Origin of the sequence: Flavobacterium sp. RSP46, from assembly GCF_003984825.1 — a bacterium.
GTDB lineage: Bacteria > Bacteroidota > Bacteroidia > Flavobacteriales > Flavobacteriaceae > Flavobacterium.
Genome location: NZ_RYDM01000007.1, coordinates 22,859 through 37,774, shown reverse-complemented (window position 1 = coordinate 37,774; position 14,916 = coordinate 22,859). Strand labels below are relative to the sequence as shown.

12 protein-coding genes are annotated in these 14,916 nt (G+C 34.3%); 8 read left to right on the top strand and 4 right to left on the bottom strand.

What is annotated here, in order from left to right:
* Nucleotides 1–92: 92 nt before the first annotated feature.
* Together EKM01_RS11435 and EKM01_RS11430 are read right to left on the bottom strand one after the other, a co-directional pair.
* The gene (locus EKM01_RS11435; RefSeq protein ID WP_126768424.1) at nt 93–569 is read right to left on the bottom strand and encodes a hypothetical protein; all 477 of its coding nucleotides are present in this window, start codon (nt 567–569) and stop codon (nt 93–95) included.
* Between the two features lie 105 nt (nt 570–674).
* Nucleotides 675–1,937, bottom strand: a complete 1,263-nt coding sequence (locus EKM01_RS11430) for a pyridoxal phosphate-dependent aminotransferase family protein (protein WP_126460222.1) — start codon at nt 1,935–1,937, stop codon at nt 675–677.
* 283 nt (nt 1,938–2,220) lie between these two features.
* Here EKM01_RS11430 and EKM01_RS11425 point away from each other — a divergent pair, with 283 nt between their 5' ends.
* Nucleotides 2,221–2,985: an NYN domain-containing protein gene (locus tag EKM01_RS11425; RefSeq protein WP_126454595.1), complete on the top strand. Its 765-nt coding sequence runs from the start codon at nt 2,221–2,223 to the stop codon at nt 2,983–2,985.
* Here the strand turns inward: EKM01_RS11425 and EKM01_RS11420 are convergent.
* Nucleotides 2,978–5,353, bottom strand: a complete 2,376-nt coding sequence (locus EKM01_RS11420; protein WP_126768421.1) for a hybrid sensor histidine kinase/response regulator — start codon at nt 5,351–5,353, stop codon at nt 2,978–2,980. The genes EKM01_RS11425 and EKM01_RS11420 overlap by 8 nt on opposite strands.
* A gap of 494 nt (nt 5,354–5,847) precedes the next feature.
* Here EKM01_RS11420 and trmD point away from each other — a divergent pair, with 494 nt between their 5' ends.
* From trmD to EKM01_RS11390, 6 genes are all read left to right on the top strand, one after another.
* Nucleotides 5,848–6,525, top strand: coding sequence for a tRNA (guanosine(37)-N1)-methyltransferase TrmD (gene trmD, locus EKM01_RS11415; RefSeq protein ID WP_126460215.1), 678 nt, complete (start codon nt 5,848–5,850; stop codon nt 6,523–6,525).
* 169 nt (nt 6,526–6,694) lie between these two features.
* Entirely contained in the window at nt 6,695–7,045 is a 351-nt protein-coding gene (gene rplS / locus EKM01_RS11410) for a 50S ribosomal protein L19 (RefSeq protein ID WP_126454599.1), read from the top strand.
* A gap of 290 nt (nt 7,046–7,335) precedes the next feature.
* Nucleotides 7,336–8,559 carry an isocitrate dehydrogenase (NADP(+)) gene (locus EKM01_RS11405; RefSeq protein WP_126460212.1) on the top strand — a complete coding sequence of 408 codons (1,224 nt, stop codon included), beginning with the start codon at nt 7,336–7,338 and terminating at the stop codon, nt 8,557–8,559.
* 142 nt (nt 8,560–8,701) lie between these two features.
* Entirely contained in the window at nt 8,702–11,083 is a 2,382-nt protein-coding gene (locus tag EKM01_RS11400) for a TonB-dependent receptor (RefSeq protein ID WP_126768419.1), read from the top strand.
* Between the two features lie 40 nt (nt 11,084–11,123).
* Entirely contained in the window at nt 11,124–11,945 is an 822-nt protein-coding gene (locus EKM01_RS11395) for a DUF4249 domain-containing protein (RefSeq protein ID WP_126554325.1), read from the top strand.
* 214 nt (nt 11,946–12,159) lie between these two features.
* The gene (locus EKM01_RS11390) at nt 12,160–12,822 is read left to right on the top strand and encodes a thiamine diphosphokinase (RefSeq protein ID WP_126460203.1); all 663 of its coding nucleotides are present in this window, start codon (nt 12,160–12,162) and stop codon (nt 12,820–12,822) included.
* A 175-nt stretch (nt 12,823–12,997) separates the two neighbouring features.
* Here EKM01_RS11390 and EKM01_RS11385 read toward each other — a convergent pair whose 3' ends face one another.
* On the bottom strand, nt 12,998–13,420 hold the full coding sequence (locus tag EKM01_RS11385) for an alpha/beta fold hydrolase (protein ID WP_126768416.1): 423 nt from the start codon (nt 13,418–13,420) through the stop codon (nt 12,998–13,000).
* Between the two features lie 387 nt (nt 13,421–13,807).
* Here EKM01_RS11385 and rlmF point away from each other — a divergent pair, with 387 nt between their 5' ends.
* Entirely contained in the window at nt 13,808–14,794 is a 987-nt protein-coding gene (rlmF, locus tag EKM01_RS11380; RefSeq protein ID WP_126460196.1) for a 23S rRNA (adenine(1618)-N(6))-methyltransferase RlmF, read from the top strand.
* Nucleotides 14,795–14,916 lie beyond the last annotated feature (122 nt).

Here is a 14,916-nt window from a genome sequence, read left to right as displayed (position 1 = left end):
ACAAGTATTGAATTAAAAAAATTCATCAGTTTTGCTGATGAATTTTTAGTTTTAAATGCCTGCATGCTAAATTCTTAAAAGGAAATTATAAATCAAAGGATACAATTTACTTTTGACAACACCACACTTACATTAAATTTTAATTGCTTTCTATCTTTAAACGTTACTTTCCCTTTATTATCAACCACATCGCCATAACCTTCCACATAAGTATTCCCTTTTTTTAAGAAAACAACTTGCCGCACAGTCACAAGCCCTTCGGACATGAAGGTATACGCTGCATAAAGCGTATCTCCTTTTATTTCTCCTACTAATGTCCCATTATTTTTATCTTTTTCATAGAAATTATACCTTAATTTTCCTGAAACATATTGCTCATTTTCTATTTTCAAAATCATAGAAATGGTATCATTCTTTATAACACCGGTGTAACATTCTTCCATAATAGACTCTTTAACATCCTTTTCTATAGAAACATTTGGACTTGCGGCTTCTTCCAGCTGTTTACTTTTATGACATGAAATTAAAAAACTAAAAAAAATGACACCCAATACAATCCCTTTTTTCATACCCTTTGTTTTTTGTTGTATAAAGATATCACTTCTTTTTAAGTATAAAAAAAATCCATCCTGCTAAAGAAAGCAGGATGGATTAGAATAACTTATTTTATAAGACTAAGCGTCTAAATCAACTTTTGTTTTACTTGCAATCTCTTTATAGGTTCCATTTACTAATTTTTCACGAATGGCTTCAAAAGCAACTAGTGTTTCCTCAATATCTGATAATTCATGTGAGGTTGTAGGTATCATTCTCAATAAGATAATTCCTTTTGGAATAACAGGATAAATTACAATCGAAAGGAAAATTCCGTAATTCTCTCTCAAATCGTTCACCATAACCATAGCTTCCGGAACACTGCCTTCTAAATAAACAGGAGTAACACATGTGTTTGTGTCTCCAATATTAAAGTTTCTGGTTCGTAATCCGTTTTGTAATGCATTAACATTCTCCCAAAGTTTGTCTTTCAATTCTGGGTGATTACGCAACAATTCCAATCGTTTCAAAGAACCAATTGTTTGAATCATTGGCAAGGACTTAGCGAACATTTGAGAACGCATGTTGTATTTAAGATAATCGATAATGTCTTTATCCGCAGCTACAAAAGCACCAATATTAGCCATTGATTTAGCAAAAGTGGAAAAATAAACATCAATATCATCCTGAACTCCTTGCTCTTCACCTGCTCCGGCACCTGTTTTTCCAAGTGTTCCAAATCCATGTGCATCATCAACAAGCAAACGGAAATTATATTTTTGTTTCATGTCCACAATCTCTCTCAATTTTCCTTGCTGTCCACGCATTCCAAAAACGCCTTCCGTTATAAAAAGGATTCCTCCTCCAGTTACTTTAGCTAATTTTGTGGCGCGTTGCAGGTTTTTTTCCATACTTGCAAGATCGTTATGACGGTATGTAAAACGTTTTCCCATGTGCAAACGAACACCATCAATAATACAAGCATGTGCATCAACATCATACACAATTACATCATTTTTAGTTACTAATGCATCAATTGTAGACATAATTCCTTGGTAGCCAAAATTCAATAAATATGCTGACTCTTTGCTTACAAAAGCAGCTAATTCATTTTCTAATTGCTCATGATATTTGGTATGTCCACTCATCATTCGGGCTCCCATAGGGTAAGCTGCTCCATATTGTGCAGCCGCATCAGCATCTGCCTTCCGTACTTCCGGGTGATTAGCAAGACCCAAGTAGTCATTTAAACTCCAATTCAAAATATCTTTCCCATCAAACTGCATTCTTGGACCTAACTCACCTTCTAATTTAGGAAAAACAAAATAACCTTCCGCTTGTGAAGCCCATTTTCCTAATGGTCCTTTATTGTTTTGAATCCTTTCGAATAAATCTTTTACCATAATATATTAAGTAATAATTTTAATTTTTAAGAAGTTGCAAAAATAATTATTTATATTTTATAAAGGACTTGAAAACAAATTTATTTTTAGTTTATTACAACGATAATTCCTGACAATTTCCTACTATATGCGATATCTGTTACATTATCTAAAAAAAAATGCTTCATTCCTGCTAATAACACAACAAAAAGTATATCTCACAAAACTTTGAAACGATTTTGATTCAAAATCGTTTTATCAATAAACATTGTATCTTTGAATAAATATTTCAATACTAAAGTTTATGGCACAGGACACAAAAGAGTTAAAATTAGCGGTTCTAATTGATGCTGATAATGTTCCCTACAGCAATGTAAAAGGAATGATGGAAGAAATTGCTAAATTTGGCACACCAACCACCAAACGTATTTATGCTGATTGGACGAAACCTAATGCTGGTGGATGGAAAAGTGTTTTATTAGAGCATGCCATTACGCCTATTCAACAATACAGTTATACTGTAGGAAAAAACTCCTCAGATTCAGCGATGATTATTGACGCAATGGATCTATTATATTCTGACAAAGTGGATGGTTTTTGTATTGTATCCAGTGATTCTGATTTTACCCGTTTAGCAATTAGGCTTAGAGAATCCGGTATGAAAGTGATTGGTATTGGAGAGCAAAAAACACCCAATTCATTTATTGTTGCCTGTGATCGCTTCATCTATATTGAGGTTCTGGATGGCGCAATCAAGAAAAAAACAAAAAAACCAACGGCCACTGATCCTAAAAAAGTCGCCCCAAAAACGTTGAACAAAATTGATTTGCACACCATTGAATTAATAGAATCAACCATTGAAGACATAGGTGATGACAGTGGATGGGCATTTCTCGGTGACGTAGGAAATCTTATTGTGAAGAAAAAACCAGAGTTTGATCCTAGAAATTATGGCTTTTCTAAATTAACTCCAATGTTGAAATCATTGACCGATATTCTGGAAATTGACGAAAGAGACTCCGATAAAAAAGGAATCAAACACGTTTATGTACGATTGCGATTTAGTTAACTAATTTTTTGATTGCCTCATATAGCACTTCTTTTTTGATTGGTTTAGACAAATAATCATTCATTCCTATTTCCTTAACCCGCTGTTTTGTGGCCTCCATGACATCCGCTGTTACAGCAATAATAGGAATATGACTATTGTGTATACCTGCTGCTCCATTTCTTATTGCAATTGTAGCTTCATAACCATCCATCACTGGCATTTGAAGGTCCATCAGTACAATATCAAATTGATTTTTAATCAATGCCATTATCCCTTCCTGACCATTATTAGCAAACATAACTGTGGTATTCAACCATTTTTTAGTAATCATTTTGATCACCATCTGGTTTATAGGATTGTCTTCAACTACTAAAATGGATTTCCCTTCTAAATCATTTTCAATTCCCATTTTAGCAGTTGTTCCTATGCCTTTTTTTTGTTCAGAGACCTCAAAATCAATCGTGATAACACAGGTGGTTCCCACATTAATCACGCTATCCATTTTAATACTTCCGTTTTGCATATCTACCAATGTTTTCACGATATAAAGTCCTAATCCAAGTCCGCTGAATTTTTTCTTATTATCACTACTCTTTTGATAAAAAGAATCAAAAATACGTTCCCTTTTATCAGGAGAAATCCCCACCCCGGAATCTGAAATGGTCAATATCAAGCTCGCCCTGTTGCCGGGCAATAATTCCGCATCAATAGTAAACTTCACACACCCTTTTAAGGTGAATTTAATGGCATTACTTAATACATTATTAACGATCTGAACCAATCGATTAGCATCTCCAATCAAAAAATCAGGAATATTCTTTGATTTCGAAAATTGAAACTCAAGTCCCTTTTCATTCGCTATATTGATCGCATTATTATTTAAATACTCTAAAACCTGTACGGGATCAAATGGATTGTTTTCCAGTTTTAATTCCCCTTTTTCAATTTTAGAAAAATCAAGAATATCATTGACCGAACTCAATAAACTATACGAAGAATACTTTATGATTTTGCATTTATGTTTGATCGTATCATCTTCAACTTCATTAGAAATTGACTCAATCAAATTCATAATAGCATTCAATGGAGTACGTAATTCATGACTAATATTGGATAAAAAATAAGATTTCAAATCATTCATTTCTTCAGAACGAATCAAAGCAAGACGATTGAGGTTGTCTTTTTCATTTTTAAGATTCCGAATCAAATTAGCCATAGAAAGGGAAAGAAAAATAACTTCCAAACCAGTACCTAATTTAGAGCTGTTATCTGTTAGAAACGAATTGGGAATTTGACTGAAGTTATTGAGAATAAAAATGCCAAAGCCGAGCACCAAAAAGAAAATACCCATTGTAAAAAAACCATCTACATGTATTTTTTTACAATACAGATACACGACAGAACTTATAATCAAGATAAGAATCAGCAATCCCAGCACGTTTGCCAATGGATAACACAAAGCTAAAGCCTTAGGAACAAATAAAATACATACAATTAAAACAAAAGCTAAAAAATAAAGAACAGTAAACAAAAAGTAAAGTATTTTATTATGTTTTTTGATATTCAAAAAAACTTCACTGTATTTGCCCAGCAAAAAACCTGCAATCATCGCAAAAAGCAACACTGCACGAAGCGAAAACCAACCGCCTTTAGGGGTAATTAACTCATAAAAATAACCATCTAAAGAGAACTGCATTAAGCCGATAAAAACAACATATAAACTATAATATAAAAATGCTTTTTGGCGTAAGGCAAAATAGAAGAATAAATAAATAATAGAAACAATGGCCAGAATACCATAGAATATACCAAAAAACAACTGCTCGTTTGAAATCAACTTTATAAAGTTTTCTGAAGAGTACAACATGACCGGCATGTTGACAACTTCACCATCACTTTTTAGATGCAAAAATAATTGCTGCCTCGAATTTGGCAAAATTTTAATCTTAAAAATAGTTTTACGATTATCAAAACTTCGCTCAGAAAAGGGCATATTATCACCGCTTACCATTTTGGTAATTTTCCCCGAAGTGCTATCAATAAAATACAATTCTACTAAATCCGTTATAGGTCTGGCCGTTTCTAAATAATAATTCAAAGTCCGATCACTAGCGTTTATAAGCTCCGTTTTTGACCAAAAATTATTTTGAGAAAAACCTAAATCATCATTTTCAGTTTGAAGTTTTTTAGGATTAAATGAATTAAAGTTGGCAAGAACATAGTGAATATCTAGATTTCTTTGACCAACATCTGCAACTGTAGTGTAATTGTGCAATGAAACTTCTTTGGGTATAGTTCCATTACTGAATTCATATTGAGAAAATGATTTAGTAAAAAACAATACAACTAAAGAAACATAAATCCATTTATCTATTTTTTTACCCATCGCCGCAAACTGTATAATTAAATATTAGTTTATATACGTTGAAAGATAAAGTTTGGTTTTATAACAGGTTTTAAAATTGCTAGCATTTGATACAAAAAAGTAACTCGTTGGGTTTACTAATTCAAAGCATAATAACCCCCTTCAAATAGAGCTTACAACACACGAATTCAAACGTTCATTTTCAAACGTTCATTTTCAAACTTTTAAATGCAATGTTTAACAAATATTTCCTTTATGATAGCGTTTAGAAAGCACCATAAAAAAATACTGCTGCTTTGTTTGATACAATTATTAATTAAAACATCCTATTTTGACAAACACCTAGCCCAGATTGAAACGGCATCCTTTTCTTGCTTTCTTTAAGCAAGGAAAGATACAGTGTAAAGCTGGAAATAGCTCCTGAAGAAAAGTTTAATCGCTGAATTGGTTAAATGGTTATTTGAAAACCTTGGCATCTTTGTACCTTTGCCCTTTTCAAACTAAGATTTAAAATTATGCGCATTGATATTGTTACTGTTCTGCCAGAATTATTGCGAAGTCCGTTTGAGGCTTCGATCATGAAACGAGCTATTGACAAAGGTCTGGTGGAAGTTCATTTTCATAATCTGCGGGATTACACGACCAACAGACAAAAAAGCGTAGATGATTATCCCTATGGCGGTGGCGCCGGAATGGTGATGACCGTACAGCCTATCGACGCCTGTATTACGCATTTGAAAAGCGAGAGAGCCTACGATGAAATCATTTACATGTCGCCGGACGGGGAAACCCTAAACCAGAAAATGGCCAATACGATGTCAATGTATGAAAATATTATTATCCTTTGCGGACATTATAAAGGAGTGGATCAGCGAGTACGCGATCATTTTATTACCAAGGAAATCTCTATTGGTGATTACGTTTTGAGTGGTGGTGAATTAGGAGCATTAGTATTATCAGATGCATTGATCCGATTGATTCCTGGTGTTTTGAGTGATGAAACCTCCGCATTGACGGATAGTTTTCAGGACGGATTATTATCAGGTCCTATATACACTCGTCCGGCAGATTACAACGGATGGAAAGTTCCGGAGGTTTTGACCAGCGGGAATTTTGCCAAAATTGACAAATGGCGCGAGGATATGGCCTACGAACACACGAAGAACAGACGACCGGATTTGTTGGAAGATTAAAATTTGTTTGAAGTTTAAGGTTTAAAGGTGGTATTCAAGAACTTCTAAACTTTAAACAAGAAAAACTTTAAACTTTAAACTTTTTTATTTACTTTTGCACCCACATTAGTTCAACCTCTGGCGAGATCCGTGAATGTTGACTTAATACAAACCATAATTAAAAAATATCATGGCAGATTTAATGAAATTCGTTCAAGACGAATTTGTAACAAGAAAAGATTTCCCAGTTTTTGCAGCTGGAGATACTATCACTGTTTACTACGAGATTAGAGAGGGTGAAAAAACAAGAACTCAGTTTTTTAAAGGAGTTGTTATTCAAAGAAGAGGTTCTGCTAATACAGAAACGTTCACGATTCGCAAAATGTCAGGTGCTATTGGTGTAGAGCGTATCTTCCCAGTAAACTTACCAGCTTTACAAAAAGTGGAAATCAACAAAAAAGGTGCAGTTCGTAGAGCTAGAATTTTCTACTTCAGAGAACTTACTGGTAAAAAAGCTAAAATTAAAGACAAAAGAAGATAGTCAAATATCTCTTTATTATAAAAGTCCTGACGTTGTCAGGATTTTTTTTTGGTTTAAAGTCAAGCTATTCAATACTATTCTACCAATTTTATTAAAATTGAATGCATTTGAAGCACTTATTTTTTGACAAGAAATAAGGAATATATTTTCCATATTCTTATTTTGACCATCCTAAAGTAATAATTTGACAATTCATTTTAAACAAATGAAAACGCATTTTCTTTTACGATAACGTTTTATTACATTTGTAGCTACATTTAAAAAATAAGAATTACATATATCAATACATTATGACAAAAATTAAAGTAGCTAATCCGGTAGTTGAATTGGATGGTGACGAAATGACACGAATTATTTGGTCCTTTATCAAGGAAAAATTAATTCTTCCTTATTTAGATTTAGATATTAAATATTACGATTTAGGAATGGAAAGCAGAGATGCTAGTAATGACCAAATCACTATTGACTCTGCTGAGGCAATAAAAAAATACAATGTTGGTATTAAATGTGCCACAATTACTCCTGATGAAGACCGTGTTACCGAATTTGGTTTAAAAAAAATGTGGAAATCTCCAAACGGAACCATCCGTAATATTGTAGGCGGAACCGTTTTCCGTGAACCAATTATCATGAAAAACGTACCTCGTTTAGTACCGGGTTGGACACAGCCTATCGTTATTGGTCGTCATGCTTTTGGAGACCAATACAAAGCCACAGATACTGTTATCAAAGGAAAAGGGAAACTAACAATGACTTTTGTTCCTGAAGAAGGAGAAACTCAAACTTGGGAAGTATACGATTATAAAGGAGACGGAGTCGCAATGGCAATGTATAATACGGATGAAAGTATTTACGGTTTTGCACATTCCTCTTTCCAAATGGCTTTGACAAAAAAATGGCCTTTATATCTTTCTACAAAAAACACTATTTTGAAAGCCTATGACGGACGTTTCAAAGATATTTTTGAAGAAGTATATCAATCTACCTACAAAGCACAATTCGTTGAAGCAGGAATTGCTTACGAACACCGTTTGATCGATGACATGGTTGCCTCTGCAATGAAATGGAGTGGTGGTTTTGTTTGGGCGTGTAAAAACTATGACGGTGATGTTCAATCTGACACTGTTGCACAAGGTTTTGGTTCGTTAGGATTAATGACTTCAGTATTAGTTACTCCTGATGGAAAAACTCTAGAAGCAGAAGCGGCTCACGGAACAGTTACACGTCACTACAGACAACACCAACAAGGAAAAGCAACATCAACAAACCCAATCGCCTCTATTTTTGCATGGACAAGAGGATTGGAACACAGAGGTAAACTGGACGAAAATCAAGCTTTAATTGATTTTTGTCATACTCTAGAACAAGTATGCATTGATACTGTTGAAAGCGGAAAAATGACTAAAGACTTAGCGATGTTAGTAAAACCAGAAGGGTTGACTGCTGCAGATTACTTGACTACCGAGGCTTTCTTAGCAGCGATACAAGAAAATTTAGATGCTAAACTAGCTTAATTTTTTTACTACATAATATTAAAAAGACAACTGGAAACAGTTGTCTTTTTTTTTACCTTAGCAATACCTTAACGGTTGTTATATGTCAAATACTGTTCTATTTAATGTAATTTGCATTTTTGTATTTAGAAAAATTTAAACAATGACTCCAAAGAAAATTATTCCCTTTTTAGTGGTATTACTATGCTCCTTTTCATGCTTCGCTCAAGAGAAATTTACGCTAAGCGGAACTATTATTGACGCCAACAGCAACGAAACTTTAATAGGCGTCAACATTGTAATCCTTGAACTCAAAACCGGAGTAACTACCAATGAATATGGATTTTACTCCATCACAGTTCCAAAAGGAATCTATAACGTCCAAATTAGCTATTTAGGATTTCAAACCAAGGAAGAGCTAATCGACTTGAGTCAAAACCTAAAAAATAATTTTAATTTATTCAGTGATGAAACCGCCTTGAAAGAAGTTGTTATTACGGATAATGAAACCAAAATAGACATCAAAAAACCCGAAATGAGCGTCAATAAACTCTCCATTTCAGCGATCAAGAAAATGCCCGTTGTGCTGGGCGAAGTCGATGTTTTAAAATCTATTTTATTACTGCCCGGTGTTACAAATGCTGGCGAAGGGGCTTCAGGATTTAATGTTCGTGGTGGTGGTGCCGACCAGAATTTAATTCTGCTCGATGAAGCTACCATATTCAACTCTTCCCACGTTTTTGGTTTTTTCTCTGTTTTTAATCCGGATGCCATCAAAGATTTGAAGTTGTACAAAGGCGGAATTCCAGCTCGTTATGGTGGAAGAGCCTCTTCTGTGTTGGATATTTATCAAAAAGACGGCAACAGCAAAAATTTTCATATCAATGGAGGAATCGGATTGATTTCCAGTCGCATTTTGGCCGAAGGACCATTGGTAAAAGACAAAGGTTCCTTCCTGATTGGTGGCAGAAGTTCCTATGCGCATTTATTCCTGAAGCTATCCGAAAAACAAAAAAACAACTCCGCTTATTTTTATGACCTAAATACCAAGTTGAGTTATAAATTAGATACAAATAACAGTCTGTATTTATCGGGTTATTTTGGCCGAGATGTCTTCAGCCTGAACAAAAGTTTTACCAATATTTATGGAAACACCACTTTAAACTTGCGCTGGAATCACTTGTTTTCTGAAAAATTATTTTCTAATTTATCGCTCATTTACAGCGATTATTATTACGGTTTGGATTTGGATTTTGTAGGGTTCAAATGGGATTCCGGCATCAAAAATTACAATATCAAATACGATTTCAAGAATTATATTTCAGATATATTCAAATTGAATTACGGAGTAAACGGAATTTATTACGAATTCAATCCGGGAACCATCAAGCCATCTGATACGGACTCCGGAATAAATTTTGCTCAATTGGATAAAAAATATGCTTTTGAACCCGCAGTTTACATCAACGCTGATCACGAAATATCCGACAGAATAGCCCTTTCCTACGGACTTCGATACAGTATATTTTACCGTTTAGGGCAATCTACCGTGAATATTTATGAAAATGACAATCCGGTTCTCTTCAATTCGGAATTACAGATTTATGAAAAAGCAACTCCAATTAACACTGAATTTTACGACAAAAATAAAGTCATCCAAAGCTATAATTATCTGGAACCTCGTTTTTCATTGGCGTACAAAATCAATGACAACCAATCCATAAAAGCAAGTTACAACAGGATGGTACAGTATTTACAATTAATTTCGAACACCACATCGCCAACTCCACTTGATGTCTGGACGCCAAGCGATAATTTCATTAAACCCCAAATTGCAGATCAGGTGGCTTTGGGTTATTTTAAAAACTTTCAAGAAGGAATGTATTCCCTTGAAGTAGAAACGTATTATAAAGAAGTGCAAAACCGCTTGGATTATATTGATGGTGCTAATTTGATTGCCAATAAAGCCATTGAACAAATAATCCTGAACGGGCAATTACGATCTTATGGTTTAGAAATCATGTTCCGAAAAAACGAAGGAAAATTTAATGGCTGGATATCGTATACATTATCCAAATCCGAGCAACAAACTCCTGGAAGAACCTCAATCGAAACCGGAATCAACAACGGCCAATGGTACAATTCCGTATATGACAAACTGCACAATATTGCAATAACCAGTTCCTACAATCTAAATGAAAAATGGTCTTTTGGAGCTAATTTTGCCCTGCAAACTGGGCAACCGGTAACATATCCTGTTGGACAATATGAATACTTAGGCATCAATCTACCCAGTTATGGATTGAGAAATAGAAATCGGCTCCCCGCTTACCACCACCTGGATATTGCCGCTACTTTGACTCCTAAAAGCAATAAAGACCGCCAATGGAAAGGCGAATGGGTTTTTAGCATTTACAATTTGTACAATCGGAAAAATGCCGCTTCTATTAATTTTAGACAAAATACAGATACAGGAATCAATGAAGCTGTAAAAACTTCGATATTTGGTGTAGTTCCAGCGGTGAGCTATAACTTTAAATTTTAAGCTTAGCATTCTACAAGGCAACTAAATAAAAAATAAAATCATGAAAAAAACAACACTATATCTGGTACTTCTCATCGCTATTTTTTCGGCAAGTTGCGAAGATGTTGTCGAAGTAGATTTAGATAATGCTCCACCAAAACTGGTAATTGAAGCAGCAATTAATTGGAAAAAAAGAACTTCGGGAAATCAACAAAAAATAAAACTGACTACAACAACTGGATTTTACGGTACAACTATTCCAAAAGTTTCCGGAGCAACAGTGTCTATAAAAAATAGTGCTAATGTGGTTTTTACTTTTTCGGAAATTGCAAATACCGGCGAATATACTTGCGCTACTTTTATACCGGTAATCAACGAAACCTATACACTGACAGTTATCAGCAATGGCAATACGTATACCGCAACCGATACACTAAAACCCGTTACGCCAATCACAAAAATTGTTCAAAACAATCAAGGCGGTTTTACAGGGACTGACATTGAAATTAAAACATTCTACCAAGATCCAGCGGGTGAAACCAATTATTACTTATACAAATATGTGTATTCAAACCAAGCAAAATCAAATTTTTATGTTGACCAAGATGAGTTTTTCAACGGAAACGAATTTTTCAGTATGTCACAAAATGATGATTTAAAAAAAGACGATAAAATTGAAATAATCCACTTCGGAATTTCAAAAGCATACTACAATTACATGAGTGTATTAGTGAGTATTGCAGGAAATAATGGTGGCGGACCGTTTCAATCTCCGCCTGCTACCGTAAGAGGAAACATCATCAACACCACGGATTCGGTTAATTATCCTTTGGGTTATTTCTCCCTTAGCGAAGTTGATGTTAGAAGTTACACGATTGAATAATCAGGAGCTAATCCGGCTGTTCATTACAACCAAAAACAGGCTCTAAACAGTTTTCCATACCGTATAAGGAGCTTCCTTTGGTCGCTCTTCTACTGCCGGAAAACTAAAGTTTACAACCTGTTTTGGTTTTCATTGCCATCCGGGCTAGTACGTGAGAGATAAAACGAGAACTTTTATTTACTTTTACACCATAATTCATAATTCACAATTCACAATGTCTTCACATCATATCGTTCGCGACGACCAAGAACCTGCTTTAATCATTGCCAATGGCGCTTCCTGTAACCCGGAACTATTGGGTCAATTACTGGAATGGTCACCACTCGTGGTCGTATTAGATTCGGCTATGGTTCGCGTTATGGAACTAGACATCAAAGTCGATGTGCTTTTAGGAGATTTTGACCGAGGATTTGACCCAGAAATTTATAAAACGTCTCAATATCCCATCGAAATTATTCATACTCCGGATCAGAATAAAACCGATTTAGAAAAAGCTTTTGACTATTTAATCGAAAGAAAAATTCCTGCTGTAAACGTCGTTTGGGCCACCGGACGAAGAGCTGATCATACCATAACCAATATTACCAACATTACGAGATATAGAAATTTATTAAAAATTGTCATTCTGGACGATCACTCAAAAGTATTCCTTTTGCCTAAAAAATTCGAAAAATGGTATACGGCAAACACTCCTATTTCATTAATCCCTGTAGGTCACGTCACTGGAATTCATTCTGATAATTTATTTTATCCGCTGAAAGATGATAGTCTGACTATTGGTTACAGAACCGGCAGCAGCAACCACGTCCTCAAAGACGGAATCGTAACAATAGAACATAATGAAGGTGATCTATTAATGATGGAATGCCTGGATTAGTTTTATTGCATGTTCAACAATACATTTCTTATAATTTCATAGTAATTCCAAGGAATAAAATGATTCGCTTTTTTGATCGTTATTGCATCGATTGATTTAGCATTGGTAAACTTTTTTTGCATAAAAGCAACATTACTGTACGGCACCAAAACATCTTTTGTTCCATGAATAATCGTTACATCACATGTATTTTTTTGATAAACTCCGATATTCTTTGAGATTGTACCCTTAAATTTTGTGCCTCGCCAAAATCACTGAATCCAAAACCCGATAGGTCAATCGCAATCATTCGGTATTTTTTAAGCAATAAAGCATCCTGAAAATATTCTTTAAAAGCATTCCAACTGCCAGGCGAGCCGTGTACAAAAAACAATGTCGGATTTTGCGCATTACCCGTTTCTACATAATGTATTTTATAGCCTTCAAAAGCAATTGTTTTATCCTGAAATTCTATTTTTGATGGAGCAAAAAATTTTGATGTCTCTTTATTCGAAAATCGCATCGTCATACAAGACTGACACATTACGATATACAAAAAAATTAAACTGTAAACTATGTATCTCTTTTTGAAATGAAAAGTAGCGGGTATAAAAGTCATACTATTTGTGTTTTTTATAAAAGTAACCGTTTTTATGGTTCTAAAAAACGGCAATATTCTAATTTTATGATTTATTTTCGATCTGTTTAATGGGTCATAGTCAGATCAAACGCATTAAAACAAATTGAAGTTTAAACCACATAGAAACATAGTGTTTATTCCTGTAAAAATAAATTTTGACAGTGATAAGAGTTCACAATAGAAAAAAAAGCATTGGCTTTTTTTCTATGTCACCTAAATTTTGACTGTTCGGAACAGATTTAAATCAAAAATTAAATTAAATTCTATGTTTCTATGTGGTTCATTTTTTCATCTGTTTAATGAGTCAAAGTCGTCTTTGTACTTTTACAAAATAGTTATGCCTATATTTGCATCGAAATAAAAAAAATGAAAGCGAAAACGATTACCGAAAAGACTAATTTACATCCCAGAAATCTGGATAGATTTGGATATGATTTTGAGGAACTAATTCAAAAATCCCCAGAATTAAAGCCTTTTGTTTCCGCCAATAAGCACAATCCAGACGCTTTGGAAGAAACAATTGATTTTAGTAATCCCGATGCGGTAAAGTCGCTTAACAAAGCATTATTGTTGTCCCATTACGACATTCAAAACTGGGATATTCCTAAAAATTATCTTTGTCCGCCCATTCCCGGAAGAGCGGATTACATCCATTATATAGCAGATTTATTAGCTTCAAGCAACAACGGAATCATTCCTGAAGGAGAAACCGTTCAAGGCTTAGATATAGGCGTAGGTGCGAATTGCATTTATCCTATAATTGGTAATTCAGCGTACGGATGGAGTTTTGTAGGTACAGATACCGATTTAAAAGCAATTGAAAATTGCAGTGCCATTATTGAAGAAAATCCAAAATTGATTGACGCTATCAGCTTACAACAACAAACCGAATCGCGCTTTATTTTTAAAAATATAATCACTCCCGAAGACAAATTTACGTTTACCATTTGTAACCCACCTTTTCATGCCTCGCAAGATGAAGCCACGAAAAGCACGATTCGAAAAATCAACAATTTAGAAAATGCTAAAACTACAACCCGAGGTACAGCCGAACGAAGTGACGCTAAACCTGTTTTAAATTTTGGTGGTCACAATGCAGAATTGTGGTGTGAAGGCGGTGAATTAGGTTTTGTAACCCAGATGATTTACGAAAGTGCAAAATATCCGATGCAGTGCTTGTGGTTTACAACTTTGGTATCTAAAAAAGAGAATCTTTCCAGTCTTTACAAAACATTAAACAAAGTAAGTGTGGTCGAAATTAAAACCATCGATATGGCTCAAGGCCAAAAAACTAGCCGAATTATTGCTTGGACTTTCCTCAGTGAAGCACAACAAAAAGCTTGGAAATTTTAAAAAATCAGCCTAATTACTCCTCATTCTGGTTAGAAATGAAAGATCTTTATCAATAAAAATAGTACATGTTCAATAAGAAGAACTCAAACTAGTTTTTTCATAAAAAAAAATGTAAATAATAA

Excerpts from the sequence above, each read along its gene's own strand:
- EKM01_RS11435 (WP_126768424.1), bottom strand. The coding sequence starts at position 569 with ATGAAAAAAGGGATTGTATTGGGTGTCATTTTTTTTAGTTTTTTAATT.
- EKM01_RS11430 (WP_126460222.1), bottom strand. The coding sequence starts at position 1,937 with ATGGTAAAAGATTTATTCGAAAGGATTCAAAACAATAAAGGACCATTA.
- EKM01_RS11425 (WP_126454595.1), top strand. The coding sequence starts at position 2,221 with ATGGCACAGGACACAAAAGAGTTAAAATTAGCGGTTCTAATTGATGCT.
- EKM01_RS11420 (WP_126768421.1), bottom strand. The coding sequence starts at position 5,353 with ATGGGTAAAAAAATAGATAAATGGATTTATGTTTCTTTAGTTGTATTG.
- trmD (WP_126460215.1), top strand. The coding sequence starts at position 5,848 with ATGCGCATTGATATTGTTACTGTTCTGCCAGAATTATTGCGAAGTCCG.
- rplS (WP_126454599.1), top strand. The coding sequence starts at position 6,695 with ATGGCAGATTTAATGAAATTCGTTCAAGACGAATTTGTAACAAGAAAA.
- EKM01_RS11405 (WP_126460212.1), top strand. The coding sequence starts at position 7,336 with ATGACAAAAATTAAAGTAGCTAATCCGGTAGTTGAATTGGATGGTGAC.
- EKM01_RS11400 (WP_126768419.1), top strand. The coding sequence starts at position 8,702 with ATGACTCCAAAGAAAATTATTCCCTTTTTAGTGGTATTACTATGCTCC.
- EKM01_RS11395 (WP_126554325.1), top strand. The coding sequence starts at position 11,124 with ATGAAAAAAACAACACTATATCTGGTACTTCTCATCGCTATTTTTTCG.
- EKM01_RS11390 (WP_126460203.1), top strand. The coding sequence starts at position 12,160 with ATGTCTTCACATCATATCGTTCGCGACGACCAAGAACCTGCTTTAATC.
- EKM01_RS11385 (WP_126768416.1), bottom strand. The coding sequence starts at position 13,420 with ATGACTTTTATACCCGCTACTTTTCATTTCAAAAAGAGATACATAGTT.
- rlmF (WP_126460196.1), top strand. The coding sequence starts at position 13,808 with ATGAAAGCGAAAACGATTACCGAAAAGACTAATTTACATCCCAGAAAT.